A 17,401-nucleotide genomic window follows, 5' to 3' on the forward strand; every position below is an offset into this window, starting at 1 on the left:
ATCGTAAAGCATCAAAACACTGAACATACTTTTTGTTCAGCAACGGACATGACTTAAGCAAAACATGTACCAATTACGTAATAGATCTAATAATTACATCACATGACTTTTATACATAAAGGCTGTTAATTGATGAATTTTTCTTAATGAACCTATGCAGATGATCCGCCCAAATAGGTGAAAATACGTTAAAATGTCGGATTGCTTTTTTGCTTTTGGAAATTTACATGAATTCGAAACCGCGTCTTTCTACATACTGGGTCACCTGTGCAGATGGACTAGAAACCTTGCTCCGCGAGGAAATTGAAGGTTTAGGTGTTCAAAATATTGAACAAGCACCGGGTCGTTTGGTTTTCAAAGGCAGCTTAGAAGATGCATACCGCATTTGCATGTGGTCTCGTCTTGCATCACGTGTACTTCTGCCTATTCATACGCATGAAATTGAATTTTCACATGATGCCCGTGATGTTGCGGAAGAGCTTTATGAAGGTGCAATCAGCTTTGACTGGTCGCTTATTTTTGCACCGCAAAGCACCTTTGCCATTCGCCTGCATGTCGAACGTGACATTAAAGTGAACACTCAGTTTGCCACTTTACGCGCAAAAGACGGTGTTGTTGACTCATTTATGGAAGCTGTAGGCAAACGCCCAAGCATCGATACTAAACAGCCAGAAATTACCATGTATATTTTGGCAGGTAAAAAAGAGCATACTTACTGTCTAGATTTGTCTGGCGATTCATTGCACAAACGCGGTTACCGCCGTTTCATGACAGATGCGCCAATTAAAGAAAACTTGGCGGCCGCAATTCTGCAAAAAGCAAAATTAAAAGAACGCAATCCTGATATTTTCCTAGACCCAATGTGCGGTTCAGGTACATTTATTATTGAATCTTTACTTATTTTGACTGACCGTGCGCCTGGTTTAGTGCGCCGTTTCGGTTTTAATGGCTGGAATGGACATGACCATGAGCTTTGGATGAGCATTAAAGCTGAAGCTGCTGAACGCCATGCTGCTGCAATGGAAAAACCGCTGCCTCAATTCTATGCATTTGATGCCGACTGGGAAGCCGTTAAAGCAACGAAACAAAATATTATTGCCGCAGGTTTTGAGTCTTTACTTGACCAAATTAAAATTGAAGAGCGTACACTGGCTGACTGGCCTGATTTCCAAGCAGAAGGAAAAACCAGCTTAATCGTAACCAACCCGCCATATGGTGAGCGTCTAGGCGACAAAGCATCTAACCGTGCGCTTTATCTAGGCCTATCTGCACTGCTGCAAAAAAACTTCCCAAATCAATATGCGGCAGTCATTGCTTCACAAGTTGAACAAGCCGATGTTTTAGCATTTAACGATCCTCAAATTTTGCGATTGATGAATGGCAAGCTGCCTATTTACATCCGTTTTGGCACAGTAAAACCTGCAGCCGTTGAACGTCCATTTTTAGCCGACTGGCAGCCTCAGCAATTTGAAGAAATTGAAGGCGCAATGGAGTTTGCTAACCGTTTGACTAAAAATATGCAGAACCTGAAAAAATGGGCGATAAAAGAAGGAGTTCATTGCCTGCGTTTATATGATGCAGATTTGCCTGACTTTAACGTCGCAATTGATTTATATGGCAGCCGTCTGCATGTACAAGAGTACGCTCCGCCTAAACAAATTGATCCTGAAAAAGCGAAAAAACGTTTCAATTTGGCATTACAAGCCATCCGCTCTGTAACTGGGTTAGGCCGTGACGCAATCTTTATTAAGACCCGTGCGCGCCAAGAAGGTAAAGCTCAGTACACTAAACAAAGTACCGCATCTAAACGATTTATAGTTCAGGAAGGCCAAGCTAAAATTTTAGTAAACTTAACGGACTATCTAGACACTGGCTTATTCCTAGACCACCGTCAAATGCGTTTACGTATTGCAAAAGAAGCCCGCGGCAAGCATTTCCTTAATCTATACAGCTATACATCGACTGCCAGCTTACACGCTGCTTTAGGCGGCGCTGCCAGCACAACAAGTGTCGACCTTTCAAATACCTACTTGAACTGGTCGAAAGAAAACTTTGTACTGAATGGCTTGACTGTTGATCATGTCGATGAACAGCACCAATTCTTCTCGAGCGACTGTTTTGAGTGGTTAAAAGAAGGTCATGAACAATATGACTTGATCTTTATTGATCCGCCGACATTCTCAAACTCGAAGAAATTCTATGGCACATTTGACGTTCAGCGCGACCACATGTCCTTGCTTAAACGTGCCATGAACCGCTTAACCACTGATGGTACTTTGTATTTCTCTAACAACTACCGCGGTTTTGAAATGGATGATGTCATCTTAGGCATGTATGAAGTTGAAGAAATCAGCAGCGAAACAATTGGTCCTGACTTCAAGCGCAACCAAAAAATTCACCGCGCTTGGAAAATCACTCACACTCAAGTATAAGCAGCTGTAAATTATAAAAAAGAGGCCATTAGGGCCTCTTTTTTTAAACTGATTTTTTATTTTTCAAACTCAATATGCCTGCTCTCAATGTCCAGCCAGTCTCAGCTGTTAAATTCTGCCCACATCAAAGTAGCTTATTTTTGAACGGTCAAAAAGCTGATAAGGGTTGCCCTCAAAACTATGAAATGAATGTACAGCCCGCATTACAATGGCAGAAGCTGTTGGCATAATTTGAATGCGGGGATCATTTTTTGCCAAGGTCAGACAGAATGCCTCTTTCTTTCTTAGCTTCGTTTGCTGCTGTGCATGATGAATCATATTGGCAAAAACTTGCTTGTGTTCTGGGCGGCATAAATAACTATGCAGCAGCATATAATCAAAAGGCTGATGCGTTGCAGGAAGCGCCAATCTCCCGCGCACACCTGCATAAAGGTTATACAGCGGCTTAGCCAACCTAAGCGGCAATGAATAATGTACAACCCGTGTCTGCTTAAATGATTTTTGATTCCACAGCCCATACAATCCGCAAAGCTGGTTTTTCACATCATACATCAGATAAAAATCTTTCAGGTTCATACCGCGCCAAAATGGATTATGCCCTAATGCCAAGCCGTTAAAATCATAGTCGGGCAAAAAATTATAATGCACTTTCATTTGCTGAACAAAGGCATTCGCCTCACAAATTTTATCAAGCGTCAGCGCTTCAAAGCGGTAGTCATTTGCACATTTCGGTTTAGCTGTACGGGATATAATAAATGTACGGATATCATCAAAGTGATAAGGTTCAGGAAAACCTTTACGGCGCTCATGTAAAATAGAACGGGCAACTTTATTGTCATTTAAAATAATACTCTGCAGCATACCTGCTTTAGGCAGCTCATCATATAAATAGTCCATCAGCAAACGAAGGATCTTTTTTCCCCGGTATGCAGTATTTAAACGTAAATCTCCAACATAGCGCATAACATCCTGCTGGCCGTTGATATAGCAATATTTCCAGCCTAGATTCATCATGCCGACCACTAGATCAGGCTGATCATCGGGTACCACCACACGAATATCCGGACGGTTATATTGCGTCTGGGCCGCAGCTAAGTAACTGGGCTTACGCTCATAAGACAAAAGAATGCCATTGCTTGGCATGCATTCAGAAATCAGCTGCCCCAGCAATTGATCATCCGCAGCAACAGCTGCCCTGACATGAAAGTTCGGTACATGTTTAGAACGATAAATTTTTTTATGATTCAGCTCTAACTCAGTCAAGGCATCTGCATTCATAACAGTCCACTCAATCTATTTTTGTTTTCATTTTTTTCAACGGTTCAGGCTTGATATTACCTTCAATCATGCCATTATGCATCGCCAAAGTTTTATAATAATGCCAAGCATCCGCTACATGCTTAATTTCAGGCTCATCCAGCTGCCCTAAATTGCGCGCTAATTCATAATGAAAATTTTGCTTCAGCTGCTGATCAAGCTGAGCAGACGTAGGCTGATTGTCAGCATTGCCTTCACTGAGCAAAATATAATGCGGTTTTTTCACACTGCAATTTTCAATGCCTAATAAGCTGATTGGAATATAATCATCTCGCTTAAATTGGCTCAGCACTTGTACTGCAGCATCTTGATCCAGCTTTTCACCCACCATATCTACAGTCATTTTACGGCCTAAAAACCTGAAACAAGGCACTTTCTGATAAAAACCCGTTACTTCCAATTCATCATCAATAACATAACGAATCAGGCCAGATCCAGTTGTAATGACAGGACTGACAATATCCCCTTCATTCAACTCCCAGCTAGGAATCGGCTGTTCTGCATCTTGCAGTAAAAACTCATAAAAATGCGATTGATAGCTAAGCGGATATTTTCCTGCCAAAGGAATTGTCACCACGCCTTCCGTTGCCCACAGCCCTTTGCCTTCAAAGTTTACGCCAGATACCCGTTTTTGCAGCTGCTGCGCCCACTGCGCTGCGCTTGCTGTATCCCAGCTTGAAATCAAAGTCAGTTTTGGCCACAAAATTGTCCAAGACTCAGGAGACTGGAAATTTAACTTGCGCAGTTTATAACTTTGCTCGCAAGATTTTGGCACTGCTAAAAATGCCAGTCCAGTACGCTGCCACTTTCCGCTGCGCAAGGTCGCTGAAATTTCATCTAAATTTTGTTCAATAATATCAAATAACTGCAATGCAAAAGTTGGACTCCAGACTGAAATCATGCCAAGTTTTTTATCCGCTGCCAAATACACGGCTGTCGCGAACATGGCATCCTCAGCAGATTCAGCCAGTGCAATTTCAGCAGGTACAGCTTGGGTAATTTTACTCAGCACACGTTTGGATATATTCAATAATGCACTGTCATCATTCAAATTGTCATTTTCCATCAGTTTGCGCTGGCTTTCTGGCAGCCATGACACCGACCAATAATGAGTCGCACTTTTCAGCTGCGGATACTGGCTATACAGACTGCAAAGCCAAAGACCTATGGCCTCATCCAGCTCATTTAAAAAGGTTTGAGTATATGGAATAAACTTCAGCGCTTCACTTGATCCGCTGGTTGGCTGAAAACGAATGACTTTTTCAGCGCTAAGGTAATTTTTCCCGCTGCGTCTGGATTGCTCAATATCTTGCTTCCAGTCCGCATAGCGGGTGAGCGGAAATTTATTCGCAAATTGCTCATAGCTCAAGCGCTGCCCTGTATGCTGCTGAATCAGCTGCTTGAGTTTTCGGCGCTGTATCAGCTCAAGCCGAACAGCTTGCCGCTGATAACGCTGATACGCTTTACGGCAGGCAAATTCAAGCACTTGATGAGAGGCAGTTAACAGCACACCCATCGTTAAGCCACCTTAGAACTGGCATTTTCATCTGCTATATGCAGCGCAGGTTTTGCCTTTTTCTTACTGTCACCTTTGCCTTGACTGTCCAATTTGCTCAGGAAACGCTCTACATAACGGTACATATCAAACCATGTAATTTCACCGATACAAGGCAGTTCTGTACCGTCTTCCCATGTTGGATTTTTATCTTCAAAAAATTCAATTTTCTGATTTTTTTGACGCATTTCTTTGGTAATTGGCGCAACATCACCTTTCAGCGGCTGATAATCTGCTCCAAAATTAATTAAACCTGTTTGAGGGTCATAATACTCACTGAAATATTGCTCACAATAAGAGGTGACATAATCAGCTAAATGTTTGTTTTTATCTGCATAGTGAGGGAAATAGCTATAATAATTATTCGCCAGCAGCAAGTAAGTTTTAAAACCTTTCGAAATAAGTATCCAATACACTGGACTAAAAGGATGACGGAATTTATACGCAAGAATGTAACGGTACATTGCCCGCTGCAAAGCGCGGCTGCCCCAAAATTCTTGCTCAATAATGGTATCACCGCTGAAAAATGCATGCTGCGCTTTGCCATCAACTAAAAAATCACGCTCTAAAATAGTAGAGAAACCGACAATATGCTTATTTTTAGGCTCACGAATTAGAAATACACCCGTTTTTTTTAGAAAATCACTTTCAAAAATTTCATAAGACGTATTTGCATAATATTTCTGGTAAATGCCATACATTCTTTTCAAATCTTGAACCGAAATTTGTGACGTAAGTTTGTATTCACTATAAGGCTCTTTTTTCAGCTGCCTTAACAATTTAAATTCCAACATTTCATTGTTCCTTTTACTTGCTTTAATCACACAAGCTTTTTTGTTTTTGTTTTTCTAAATCATTGCCAGAGCTCATTGCCTGCAATTCGGGTGACATATTAGAACCTTCAAATATTCAAATGCAATCGGCTTTACGTATTTCCACTAAAAATGCGACAAGCGCAAAAAAACCAATCCAGCCTAGGCCAGATTGGTTTGCATTAGAGAGCTATTTTGTGATCAGATTAACTTAATTTAAGCTTACTGAACGTCAGATGCCCTTGATCACTTTGTATCTGGATTGTATCTCCAGGCTGGAATTCACCAGACAGTATTTTCTGAGCCAAGCTATTTTCGACTTGCTGCTGGATTGCGCGTTTTAATGGACGAGCACCATAAACAGGGTCAAAACCAGCTTCAACCAATTGATCAAATGCACTGTCATCCACAGACAAAATCATGTCTTTTTCACTTAAACGCGCACGTAAACGGTCTAACTGAATATCTGCAATACCGCGTATTTGCGCTTTCTTCAGTGAGTGGAATACAACCAGCTCATCAATACGGTTGATAAATTCAGGACGGAAATGTTCGCTCACTGCGCCCATGACAACTGCTCGAATCTCTTCATCTGTTGCCCCATCCCCAAGCTCTCGGACATCACTCGAACCTAAGTTCGATGTCATGACAATCACCGTATTTTTGAAGTCCACTACACGGCCTTGCGAATCAGTCAATCGGCCGTCATCCAGCACTTGCAGCAAAATATTAAACACATCTGGATGTGCTTTTTCGACCTCATCAAACAGCACAATACTATATGGCTTACGGCGAACAGCCTCAGTCAAAATACCGCCTTCTTCATAGCCGACATAGCCCGGAGGCGCGCCAACCAAACGGCTGACTGAGTGTTTTTCCATAAACTCAGACATATCAATACGGATAATGGCATCATCGCTGTCAAACAAGAAACTGCCGAGCGCTTTGGTCAATTCAGTTTTACCTACCCCAGTAGGGCCTAGGAATAAGAATGAGCCGCTTGGACGGTTCGGATCTGACAAACCTGCACGTGAACGGCGTACTGCATTTGATACAGCAACCACAGCATCATCTTGGCCAACTACACGGTGATGCAGATAATCTTCCATATGAAGGAGCTTTTCTCGTTCACCCTGCATCATTTTAGACACTGGAATACCTGTTGCAGCACTGACAACTTCAGCAATTTCATTGTCTGTTACTTTGTTGCGCAGCAGTTTAGGCGATTCATTATCTTCAGCTGCTTCTATGCGCTCCAGCTCTTTCTGCAGGTCTGGAATTACGCCATACTGCAAACGTCCAGCCTCTGCCAAGTCACCCTCACGCTGCGCCTTTTCTAAACCAATACGCGCCTGATCCAGCTTTAACTGAATTGTTTTGTTGCCTTCAACTAAAGCTTTATCTGCACGCCACACTTCTTCTAAGTCGTTGTATTCAATTTGAACTTCATCAATCTGTTTTTTCAAATGATCAATTTCAGCTTTTGCGCCAGCATCTTCATCTTTTTGCACCGCAGCCAATTGCATTTTCAGCTGAATTAAACGGCGCTCAAGTTTGTCCAAAACTTCAGGCTTAGAGTCCAATTCCATTTTAATGCGCGATGCCGCTTCATCAATCAAGTCGATCGCTTTGTCCGGCAGCTGACGGTCGGTAATATAGCGGTGCGACATTTTGGCAGCCGCAATAATGGCAGAATCTAAAATCTGTACACCATGATGCGTTGCATAACGCTCTTTCAGCCCGCGCAGGATTGCAATCGTGTCTTCTACACTCGGCTCATCAACCAAGACTTTTTGGAAACGGCGTTCTAAAGCAGCATCTTTTTCAATGTACTGACGGTATTCGTCCAGTGTTGTTGCACCCACACAGCGCAGCTCACCGCGCGCTAAGGCAGGTTTCAGCATGTTGCCGGCGTCCATTGCGCCATCGCCTTTACCAGCGCCTACAAGAGTGTGCAATTCATCAATAAATAGAATGACTGCGCCATCTTGCTTTGCCAAATCATTGAGTACTGCTTTTAGGCGCTCTTCAAACTCACCGCGGTATTTTGCGCCAGCTAATAAAGAGCCTAAATCTAAAGACAGTACCCGTTTGCCTTTCAGACTTTCAGGCACCTCACCATTCACAATACGCTGCGCCAAACCTTCAACAATAGCAGTCTTACCTACACCCGGCTCACCAATGAGCACTGGGTTATTTTTGGTACGGCGTGACAGCACCTGCACTGTACGGCGGATTTCATCATCACGGCCAATAACGGGATCCAGCTTGCCTGTCAAAGCGCGTTCCGTTAAATCGATGGTATATTTATTCAATGAATCGCGCTGATCTTCATGATTATTGCTCATGACTTTTTCATCACCTCGGATTTTATTAATGACAGCACGCAAGCTGTCTGCTTTTAAGCCTGCGCTATTTAATAAGGTTTTAGTTGCGCCCGTTTCCGCCAATCCTAAAATCACCCAGTCTGTCGACAGGAACTCATCTCCCGCTTTTTGCGCATAGCTATCTGCTAAGTTCAAAGCTTTGACTGCTTCTGGGTTTAAATTGATATCACCTGTTGGATTCGCAATCGTTGGGGCATCGTTCAGCGCCTGCTGCAGTTTATTTTTCAGATCTGGCAGGCTAACTCCCGCTTGCTGCAATAAGCTCAAATTGGAAGGTTCTTCCAAAAGCGTTGACAAGATATGAATGCCTTCAATGGCGGTATGGTCTTTACCCATAGCCAATGATTGCGCATCTGATAATCCTTGCTGCAGGCGGTTTGTGAATTTTTCAAAACGCATTCTTGTTATTCCTCACAACAAATTTTTAACTTGATAGATATATGGGAACACCTTTCACAATTTCAATATTATTTTTATATATTTTTCAAAATCTTAACTTTAAAAAAATCAACAGAACTCAGTATTAATATTGGTATTTTTAAACCCAATTTCAAGGCATCTCTTGAAAAAAATGATCTAATTTAAGCAAATAATATGACTTCCTCAGCACAGCCGCTTTTCATCCGCATAAAACGGCTCTCTGCCGCCCAAAACCGCTTTGCTACTTTGTTCATTTTGCGCCCCTAGCCGCTGAACAGCAGTGGCAAATCCGTTCATTTTTAGCGCAACCATATTGCTCCAACAAAAACCTAAAAAAAGCCCTCGATCATGAGGGCTTTCGGTTTTATGCAAGGAATATAAATTAAGGTGCTGGATTCGGCTGCTGGCGGTGAATCTCTTCAATGCCTTTGAGCAGTTCTTCAGACAAATTCACATCAAAAGCATCAATGTTTTCTTTCAGCTGACTCAAATTCGTCGCGCCAATAATGGTACTGCTGACAAAGAACTGCTGTTTAATAAAAGCCAAGGCCAATTGCGTTAAGGTCAAACCATGCTGCTCTGCCAGCTGAGCGTATTGCTCTGTCGCCCAAATACTTTGCGGGTTACTGTAGCGGCTAAAGCGCGAATACAATGTTACACGCGCATTGGGCGGTTGGGCGCCATTGCGGAATTTACCCGTTAAATAACCAAAAGCTAAAGGTGAATAGGCCAAAAGTCCTACACCTTCATATTTTGCAATTTCAGACATGCCAATTTCATAGGTACGGTTAAGCAAGCTGTATGGATTCTGCACGCTGACGACTTTTTCTAAGCCCAGCTGCTGCGCCAGATGAAGGAATTTTAAAGTTCCCCATGGTGTTTCATTAGATAGGCCTATGTGGCGAATACGGCCCTTTTTCACTTCATGACTCAAAGCGGTCAACGTTTCCGCTAAATCGGTCACTTCTCGCGCATTGGCAGCATCTGCATTGCCATAGCCGAGCTGGCCAAAAAAGTTCACGGGGCGCTGCGGCCAATGCAGCTGGTATAAATCAATATAATCCGTTTGCAGGCGCTTTAAAGAAGCATCCAGTGCAGATTCGATTTCACTGGCAATATAACGCGTCTGACCGTCACGGATGTGGCTGCCGCCCTGCGATGGGCCTGCAATCTTCGTTGCAAGAATAATGTTGTCACGGCCGCCCCGCGCTGCCAGCCAGTTACCAATAATCTGCTCTGTAGAGCCCTGTGTTTCAGGCTTCGGCGGCACAGGATACATTTCTGCAGTATCCCAAAAGTTAATACCGCGCTCTAATGCATAGTCCAGCTGTTCAAAACCTTCCGCTTGGCTATTTTGCTCACCAAAGGTCATGGTACCTAAACAAATTTCTGGGACTAAAATACCTGACTGGCCTAAAGGTTTAAATTGCATAGCTGCAGGCATCCTTCTCTTAAAATATGAAATTTATATCAGCTGCTGACATGCAGCAGACTTAGACTACCCTAAATAAGCGCCAGTTTTAAATCATAATTTCAATCATCTTATGCTTAAAAAAATATCAATGCGGTCAGACTGCAAACACATTGGCAAATTTAAATGCAAAAAAAGCAAACCCTAAGGTTTGCTTTTTTTGAACAGCCGAAACTTATTCTTCATCTTCAAAATCTTCGCCAGAGAAGTCCGTGTTCTCTTCTAAAGATGCATCAAAGATTAAAATTGCTTTACCGTCAGTTTCGATCATGCCTTGCTCTTCAAGTGTTTTCAGAACACGGCCAACCATTTCACGTGAACAGCCTACAATACGGCCAATTTCTTGACGCGTAATGCGGATTTGACGTCCGTTAGGAAGAATCATCGCTTCTGGCTGCGAAGATAAATCAATCAGGCAGCGTGCAATACGGCCTGAAACGTCAATAAACGCTAAGTCTGTTACTTTACGAGTCGTATTTTTTAAGCGGCGAACCAGCTGAGCGAATACTGCATAGCTCAAATCTGGATATTGCTTGCTTAATTCATGGAAGTTTTCATAGGTTACTTCGGCAATTTCACACACATCGCGAGTACGGACTTCCGCAGTACGCTGTGCATTCGTTTCGAATAAACCCATTTCCCCAAAGAAGTCACCCGCATTTAAATATGCTACGACAATTTCACGCTCATCATCTTCACGAAGAATGATTGATACAGACCCCTTCAGAATCAAATATAAAGATTTTGATTCTGACCCTGCATCAACGATCGTTGTACGTTTTGGGTAACGATTAATATATGCACGTTTTAATAATGCTTTCACTGAGTCTGGCAATTGACCTGGTGACAAAGCATCTGTGCTTAATTGTGAAAAATTTGAAGTCATGCTAACAGTTCCGAAAATGGATAATTTATAGATCGCACAAGACCTAAAATGAACTTGTCACACGCAAGAGATGAAATTCCTTATCAACTCAATTTATGTTAGTGTACAGGTACTTCGTAAATTTATAGCTTTTTTTAGGGACTTGCAATGCAAACAAGTGTTCATTGGCTAGAGAATGTTGCATTTGAGGCAAAAACTCAAAGCGGCCATAGCATAATCATGGATGGATCGGCAGAATACGGCGGTGAAAACCGCGGTCCGCGTCCAATGGAATTGATTTTGAATGGGCTTGGCGGCTGCGCTTCTTTTGACATTGTGACGATTTTAAAGAAAGCCCGCCAAGAGATTACTGCTGTACGCTGTGATATTTCAGCTGAACGCGCCGATACCATTCCAGCTGTTTTCACCAAAATTCACCTGCATTTTGTAGTAACAGGTAAAGCCGTAAAAGAAAAACAGGTGGCCAAAGCTGTTGAGCTTTCTGCTGAAAAATACTGTTCTGCCAGCAAAATGCTGATGGACGGCGGTGTAGAAATCACCCATGATTTTGAAATTTTAGAAGCTGAAACTGCCTAAATTTTAACACTGCATCAAAAGCCCCTGCATAAATGGGGCTTTTTTTATGGTTAAAATCTTCACAATGCTAAGTTTACTAAAATCATCTTTTATACGCATTCATCATGCTAAGTTTCACTCCAAGACTTTTAAGTAAAAATCATCAGCAAGGCGGCCTATCGCATCGACCAAGACAACAGCAAGATACTCCTAATACTGCAATATTCGCTCACTTCTATTTTTAACAAACTCAGTCATACGCACATGAATCACATTAAGCTCACATTCAAAAATGCCTTTCTCTTTCAGCTAAAAATTTAAACAAAGACGAAACCGCAATTGAGTCATCAAACAGCATTAAATCACGATTTCAAAATAAATCAGGGTTCATCCATACTTGCCTTATGGCTAAACACAGCCTTAGATCTGAAAATCAAGCCAAATTGAAAAATTGCCTATAAATAAAAGAAAACGGCCATCAATGACCGTTTTCTTTTAAAAAAATGAACTTATTGTTTCCAGACTAAAGGTGACTTACTTTGCTCTGCCTCATGATCAGGTCCCAATGGTATACCTGTACGGTCACGGATAGCCAAGGTTGACAGCAATGCCACTGTTGCCATAAATGCTAAATAGTATGCAACCGCTTCCGTAGATCCAGTGGTGCTCACTAACCAAGTTCCAATCATCGGCGCAAAAGCGCCGCCTAATATTGCACCTAGAGCATATGAAATAGAAATACCGGAAAAACGGATAGATGCAGGGAACAGTTCAGCATAGTAAGATGATTGAACACCGTACGTTAGACAAATACCGCTTGCCAAGAAGCATAAACCTAAAGCAAAAAGCTGAAAGTTTCCTGTATTTACGAGTGGAAACAAGGCAAAAATACCAGCCAATTGGACAATCCAGCCAAAGATATACGTCTTCTTACGGCCAATTTTGTCTGATAAAGCGCCTGAAATATAAGTCGTAATCAGCCAGCAAAAAGATGCCATTGTTACTGCTATCAGAACTGGAGTCCGCGCCATGGCTAATGGCCCTTCCGCATTTGTTGCATAGCTCTGAATAAAGCCGCCTGTGGTCATATAACCGCTGGCGCTATTTCCGGCAAAAACCAAAGCAGCCAATAAAACCACTAAACTATGATTTTTAAATAAATCACGGATTGGCGTTTGAGATGCACTTTTACGTTCTTTAATTTCTTCAAAAACAGGACTTTCTTCAACTGTACGGCGAATCCAATGACCAATAAACAGCAGAACCACACTGAATAAAAACGGAATACGCCAGCCCCATTCGACAAAAGCATCACCTGGTGCAATAACACCCGTCATGAGGGCAAACATTCCTGAAGCAAGAATCAATCCCAGAGGTACGCCAATTTGCGGAAAGGCGCCAAAACGTCCGCGTTTATGTTTAGGCGCATGCTCTACCGCCATCAAAACCGCACCGCCCCACTCGCCGCCAGCAGCAATACCTTGGAAAATTCGCAGCACCAACAGCAAAATCGGCGCCATCACACCAATACTGGCATAAGTTGGCAATAAGCCAATACAGGTTGTCGCTAAGCCCATCAGTACAAGTGTCATGACCAGAACAATTCGGCGGCCATATTTATCACCCAAATAGCCTGCTAAAAAAGCGCCAAATGGGCGAAATAAAAAGCTGATGCCCACGGTAGCAAAAGCCAGCAATGTACCTAAAGTATTTCCGGCAGGCGCAAAGAATAAATCCTTAAAGATTAAACCTGCCGCTGCCGCATAAATAAAGAAGTCATACCATTCTACTGTGGTTCCCACAATCGTGGCATAGGCAACTTTACGTTCATCCTTGGTCATGCGGTCCTTGCCTGACACTTCTGCAGAAGTTAATTCCATCTCTATCTCCATATAATAGAATTATTTTTTAATTGCATTCTGTTAATATATTAACTAATTGATTAAAAAATTTTATACCATTAATTCTACGCTTAATTAAACCTAATCATTGGATTAGAATTTTTTGGTATAGGTCACAAAGAACCGATTTTCATCAAAGTCATTTCCATACTTTGTGTCATACTTTGCAAATAAATATTGTAAGCCTACGCCTTTTAAATATTCATTTTGAAAACTATATGATCCAATTACATCCAGCTCTGATTCTGTATTTTCAATACCGCCAGCCATCTTAATTTTTTCACCATAAGAATATTTCACTAAGGCATTTAGGCCAGGAACGTAATCTTTAAAATTGTAACCATAAATAAGATGATACGTTTGTTCATTCTTTTTAAAGAAACCTGTAACATTCCAGTTTACAAAGTAAAGTTCTGGAATATAGCCATCAAGCGCTGGAAATGCGTCACCAACTATTTTCTGAACTCCGGCAGAGACGGTATGGTTTTTATATTTTACAGTTTCGAGCACACCAATATTCTGACTGTCAATATCTGCTTGCGAACCAGTGTCCTGTACATTGTAATAACGAACTTTCGAGTTCAGGCTTGTATCTGCATTAAACGCATAATTATGTTCTAGCGAAACATAATGTTTATTAAAAATATTGTCTAAGTGCACAAACGAATAAGCTGCTTTTAACTGATCATTCACACGGTATTTAAGGTCAATGTAGTTCATGCCATCCGACTGAATTTTATTGCCATTTTGTGTGTATGAAAGCTTTTTGAACTGATCATCATTACGTGCTGAATATTTCGTCAGCACACCCAGCTCTAAACTTAGCTGATCATTAATGACACTGCTTAGAGTTCCGCCCAAATAAGTACCCACCAGCTGACGGCTTGCATCAATATTCGCAACTGGTGAATCAGCCCAAATTTCCCCGACTTTCAGCACATTATCTTTGTATTTAAGTTTGACTGCACCGCCAAACTTCGCATAGTCCGATGCCTGTTCTTGAGTCGCGCTGTCAAAAGGCAAGACAGAATCCGCAACATGCTTATCATTACTCAAACGGACAGCATATTGCACATTTGCATCTAAACCAATTTGCAACTGATCTATAGGTGTATCTTGAAATTTTGAATCATAAAATAAAGAAACTGATTGAGACCAGCTCCCTGTATCTTTGACAGCATCATTATCAAAATCACGATCAATATATGCATTTTTAAGAAAAAGCTTCCAATGATCTTCTGCCATTGCTGTTTGTGACAGGCCAAAACTCAATATTGCCAAACTAAGCAGCTTAGTTTTATGCGATGCTTTCATCGTTTTACATTCCTACAGTTAAATCCATTTAGCAGACTTATTTACCCTGAATAAAAACCAAATCATTTCTCATATAAAGAAAAATTTATGATTTTTTCAAGAAAATCAGCCACCCTATCTTTCAATTTAATTAATATATTAATTATTGTTGTAGAATTATACCCCGACTAAAAGCGTATTTCAATTCCATAAATTACTCCTTTTATTTCAAATCACATCTGTTCTTGTTCAGCCCGTTTTTTTAAATAAATTCGTGTTGCAACAGCTGGAGAGTCGCTGGCAACTGAAATTTCAAAATGCTGTTCATCCCGATCATCTAGAACCTCTTCCAATGCACCTAAACCCACAACATCCTCTTGGAATGCTGCAAAAAGCTGTTCATGCATAAAGCTTTCGATATGCTCATCATCTAAAGCAAAATCACGGCCATGAACAATAAAATAATGCATGGTATTGTTTGTTTCAGGTGTCAAAATATGTGCCGTATGAATTTTATATGTTTCACGTGTTTGTTCATCTAAAGCAGAGTCGTAAAATTTCACACTTACCTGATGCAGCCCTGGAGACAAAAATTCTGATGCGGCAATACGCGCAGCAGTATTTTTTCCTGCTAAACCTGTTGTTTCGCCCCACACAGGAGATAAAGTCGTAGGCACCACCTCACGAATCAGTTTGTAATGACCCTCTTTCAGCTCTGTTTTATAAGGTGCACTGGCATAATCTGGTGTTCCAATTGTATCTGCATGTAAAAAGGTTAAGTGTGTCAGATCCATTAAGTTCTCATGCATACTGACATAGTTGCCGGGATGGAAAAAATAACCGGATGTACATGCCCAATCAGGGTTTTCTAACCACGGTAATTGTGGAATTTTCGACTCATCCGCCAAGTTTTGATCACCAAGCCAAATCCACACCAGCGGCCCTGTTTCAGCTAATTTATAGTTTTTAATTCCAATGCCGTGCGGACATTTGCTCTGTGATGGAATTTCAACAAGATCGCCTGTGTAATTGTACTTAAAGCCATGATAGCCGCAGACAATATGGTCGCCATCCAAATGGCTTTTAGACAAAGGAAATGAACGGTGTGCACAGCGGTCTTCCAAAGCGATAGGCGCTCCCTCTACAGTGCGGTACATCACGACACGTTTATTTAAAATTTTTCGCGCCAATAACTCACGGCCAATTTCATCTTTGAAAGCAGCGACATACCATTCATTTAAAATGAGCGGCGTATCTTTATTGGCCATTTTACTGCTGGCCTTACGGCAGGCTTCAATAATATTTAAAACTGGAATTGTCATATTTTATTTCCCTAAAATTATGTCTATTTAAAAGCATTTTTCACATTCAAAGATCAAGCTCAATCACTGAGCTTTGGGCACGCGAAACACAAATCAGCATCGTGTTATCGGCCGCTTTTTCTTCATCGCTTAAAATCATATCTAAATGTTCTGGTGTTCCTGAACACACTGTAACTTCGCAAGTCCTGCAAATTCCTGCCCGGCATGAAAATGGCAAATCCATACCGGCTTCTTCCAAAGCATCTAGAATTGACTGATCTGCCATAACTTGAATTTCTTGATTAGCGCGTTTTAATTTCACGGTAAAACTGCCGCTTTGGGCTGCTGTCGATACTGAGGCTGGCGCACTGAACCATTCAAAGTGGACATGCTGCGCAGGGAGATGGCCGGCAGCATTTTTCACACTTTGCATTAAGGCCTCGGGACCGCAGCAATACAGATGCTCATCTAAAGACAAAGAAGCAATAACTTGATGAATATCTAAATGGCGGCCGTCCTGCTCATCATTAAAATGAAAATGCACATTGGCATCTGCCAATTGCTGCAGTTCTTCATAAAAACCTGTGCGCTGTTTATTGCGGACACTATAAAACAAGCGCCACTTTTTACCGTGTGCAATACACCAGCGAATCATGGATAAAATAGGCGTGATTCCGATGCCGCCGGCAATAAAGCAGTATGCAGGGGCATCAACCAGCAGAAAATTATTTCGCGGCGCACTTACTTTTAAAACGCTGCCAACCCTTAAAGTCTGATGAATATTCAATGAACCGCCGCGGCCATCAGCAACGAGTCCAACAGCAATCACATAACGGTGTGTTTCACTCGGGCAGTTCAATAATGAATAATGACGAATGCAGCCATTAGGTAAATAAACCTCTAAATGTGAGCCTGCAGTAAATGGACTCAAAGGCCTTTTCTGCGGATGCTGCAGCTCCAAAACAACAATATCTTTGGCTTCTGACTTAAAATCAGTAATACACAGTTCGAGTGCTGAACTTTCCATAGCGGATGCTTCCATTCCATATATGTCCTATATATGTCATGAAA

Annotated in this window: 12 protein-coding genes; 2 read left to right on the forward strand and 10 right to left on the reverse strand. The window is 41.7% G+C overall.

Features of this window, described 5'->3' with window-relative positions; translation table 11 throughout:
- Window positions 1-227: 227 nt before the first annotated feature.
- On the forward strand, window positions 228-2,432 hold the full coding sequence (rlmKL, locus tag D7V32_RS10615) for a bifunctional 23S rRNA (guanine(2069)-N(7))-methyltransferase RlmK/23S rRNA (guanine(2445)-N(2))-methyltransferase RlmL (protein WP_120402848.1): 2,205 nt from the start codon (window positions 228-230) through the stop codon (window positions 2,430-2,432).
- Window positions 2,433-2,540: 108 nt separating this feature from the next.
- Here the strand turns inward: rlmKL and D7V32_RS10620 are convergent, their stop codons facing one another.
- The 6 genes from D7V32_RS10620 to crp all read right to left on the reverse strand — a co-directional run bounded on the left by D7V32_RS10620 (window position 2,541) and on the right by crp (window position 11,280).
- The gene (locus D7V32_RS10620; protein WP_120402849.1) at window positions 2,541-3,710 is read right to left on the reverse strand and encodes a GNAT family N-acetyltransferase; all 1,170 of its coding nucleotides are present in this window, start codon (window positions 3,708-3,710) and stop codon (window positions 2,541-2,543) included.
- A 10-nt stretch (window positions 3,711-3,720) separates the two neighbouring features.
- Window positions 3,721-5,265, reverse strand: coding sequence for a GH3 family domain-containing protein (locus D7V32_RS10625; protein WP_120402850.1), 1,545 nt, complete (start codon window positions 5,263-5,265; stop codon window positions 3,721-3,723).
- A 2-nt stretch (window positions 5,266-5,267) separates the two neighbouring features.
- Window positions 5,268-6,098 (reverse strand): hypothetical protein, encoded by an 831-nt coding sequence (locus D7V32_RS10630; protein WP_120402851.1) that lies wholly within the window; start codon window positions 6,096-6,098, stop codon window positions 5,268-5,270.
- A gap of 224 nt (window positions 6,099-6,322) precedes the next feature.
- Window positions 6,323-8,902, reverse strand: a complete 2,580-nt coding sequence (gene clpB, locus D7V32_RS10635; protein WP_120402852.1) for an ATP-dependent chaperone ClpB — start codon at window positions 8,900-8,902, stop codon at window positions 6,323-6,325.
- Window positions 8,903-9,305: 403 nt separating this feature from the next.
- The gene (locus tag D7V32_RS10640; RefSeq protein WP_120402883.1) at window positions 9,306-10,355 is read right to left on the reverse strand and encodes an NADP(H)-dependent aldo-keto reductase; all 1,050 of its coding nucleotides are present in this window, start codon (window positions 10,353-10,355) and stop codon (window positions 9,306-9,308) included.
- Between the two features lie 214 nt (window positions 10,356-10,569).
- Window positions 10,570-11,280 (reverse strand): cAMP-activated global transcriptional regulator CRP, encoded by a 711-nt coding sequence (crp, locus tag D7V32_RS10645; protein WP_120402853.1) that lies wholly within the window; start codon window positions 11,278-11,280, stop codon window positions 10,570-10,572.
- A 147-nt stretch (window positions 11,281-11,427) separates the two neighbouring features.
- Here crp and D7V32_RS10650 point away from each other — a divergent pair, with 147 nt between their 5' ends.
- The gene (locus tag D7V32_RS10650; RefSeq protein ID WP_120402854.1) at window positions 11,428-11,856 is read left to right on the forward strand and encodes an OsmC family protein; all 429 of its coding nucleotides are present in this window, start codon (window positions 11,428-11,430) and stop codon (window positions 11,854-11,856) included.
- Between the two features lie 488 nt (window positions 11,857-12,344).
- Here the strand turns inward: D7V32_RS10650 and D7V32_RS10655 are convergent, their stop codons facing one another.
- From D7V32_RS10655 to D7V32_RS17795, 4 genes are all read right to left on the reverse strand, one after another.
- A complete protein-coding gene (locus D7V32_RS10655) occupies window positions 12,345-13,715 on the reverse strand; it encodes an MFS transporter (protein WP_120402855.1) in 1,371 nt (456 codons plus the stop codon).
- Between the two features lie 114 nt (window positions 13,716-13,829).
- Complete coding sequence (locus tag D7V32_RS10660) at window positions 13,830-15,050, reverse strand: OprD family outer membrane porin (RefSeq protein WP_120402856.1); 1,221 nt, start codon at window positions 15,048-15,050, stop codon at window positions 13,830-13,832.
- 212 nt (window positions 15,051-15,262) lie between these two features.
- Window positions 15,263-16,351, reverse strand: coding sequence for an aromatic ring-hydroxylating dioxygenase subunit alpha (locus D7V32_RS10665; RefSeq protein ID WP_120402857.1), 1,089 nt, complete (start codon window positions 16,349-16,351; stop codon window positions 15,263-15,265).
- A gap of 46 nt (window positions 16,352-16,397) precedes the next feature.
- Complete coding sequence (locus D7V32_RS17795; protein WP_120402858.1) at window positions 16,398-17,372, reverse strand: PDR/VanB family oxidoreductase; 975 nt, start codon at window positions 17,370-17,372, stop codon at window positions 16,398-16,400.
- Window positions 17,373-17,401 lie beyond the last annotated feature (29 nt).

The organism is Acinetobacter tianfuensis, from assembly GCF_003611465.1.
GTDB lineage: Bacteria > Pseudomonadota > Gammaproteobacteria > Pseudomonadales > Moraxellaceae > Acinetobacter > Acinetobacter tianfuensis.

Bases quoted from the DNA above. Each gene is read 5' to 3' on its own strand.
- rlmKL (WP_120402848.1), top strand. From the start codon at position 228: ATGAATTCGAAACCGCGTCTTTCTACATACTGGGTCACCTGTGCAGAT.
- D7V32_RS10620 (WP_120402849.1), bottom strand. From the start codon at position 3,710: ATGAATGCAGATGCCTTGACTGAGTTAGAGCTGAATCATAAAAAAATT.
- D7V32_RS10625 (WP_120402850.1), bottom strand. From the start codon at position 5,265: ATGGGTGTGCTGTTAACTGCCTCTCATCAAGTGCTTGAATTTGCCTGC.
- D7V32_RS10630 (WP_120402851.1), bottom strand. From the start codon at position 6,098: ATGTTGGAATTTAAATTGTTAAGGCAGCTGAAAAAAGAGCCTTATAGT.
- clpB (WP_120402852.1), bottom strand. From the start codon at position 8,902: ATGCGTTTTGAAAAATTCACAAACCGCCTGCAGCAAGGATTATCAGAT.
- D7V32_RS10640 (WP_120402883.1), bottom strand. From the start codon at position 10,355: ATGCAATTTAAACCTTTAGGCCAGTCAGGTATTTTAGTCCCAGAAATT.
- crp (WP_120402853.1), bottom strand. From the start codon at position 11,280: ATGACTTCAAATTTTTCACAATTAAGCACAGATGCTTTGTCACCAGGT.
- D7V32_RS10650 (WP_120402854.1), top strand. From the start codon at position 11,428: ATGCAAACAAGTGTTCATTGGCTAGAGAATGTTGCATTTGAGGCAAAA.
- D7V32_RS10655 (WP_120402855.1), bottom strand. From the start codon at position 13,715: ATGGAATTAACTTCTGCAGAAGTGTCAGGCAAGGACCGCATGACCAAG.
- D7V32_RS10660 (WP_120402856.1), bottom strand. From the start codon at position 15,050: ATGAAAGCATCGCATAAAACTAAGCTGCTTAGTTTGGCAATATTGAGT.
- D7V32_RS10665 (WP_120402857.1), bottom strand. From the start codon at position 16,351: ATGACAATTCCAGTTTTAAATATTATTGAAGCCTGCCGTAAGGCCAGC.
- D7V32_RS17795 (WP_120402858.1), bottom strand. From the start codon at position 17,372: ATGGAAGCATCCGCTATGGAAAGTTCAGCACTCGAACTGTGTATTACT.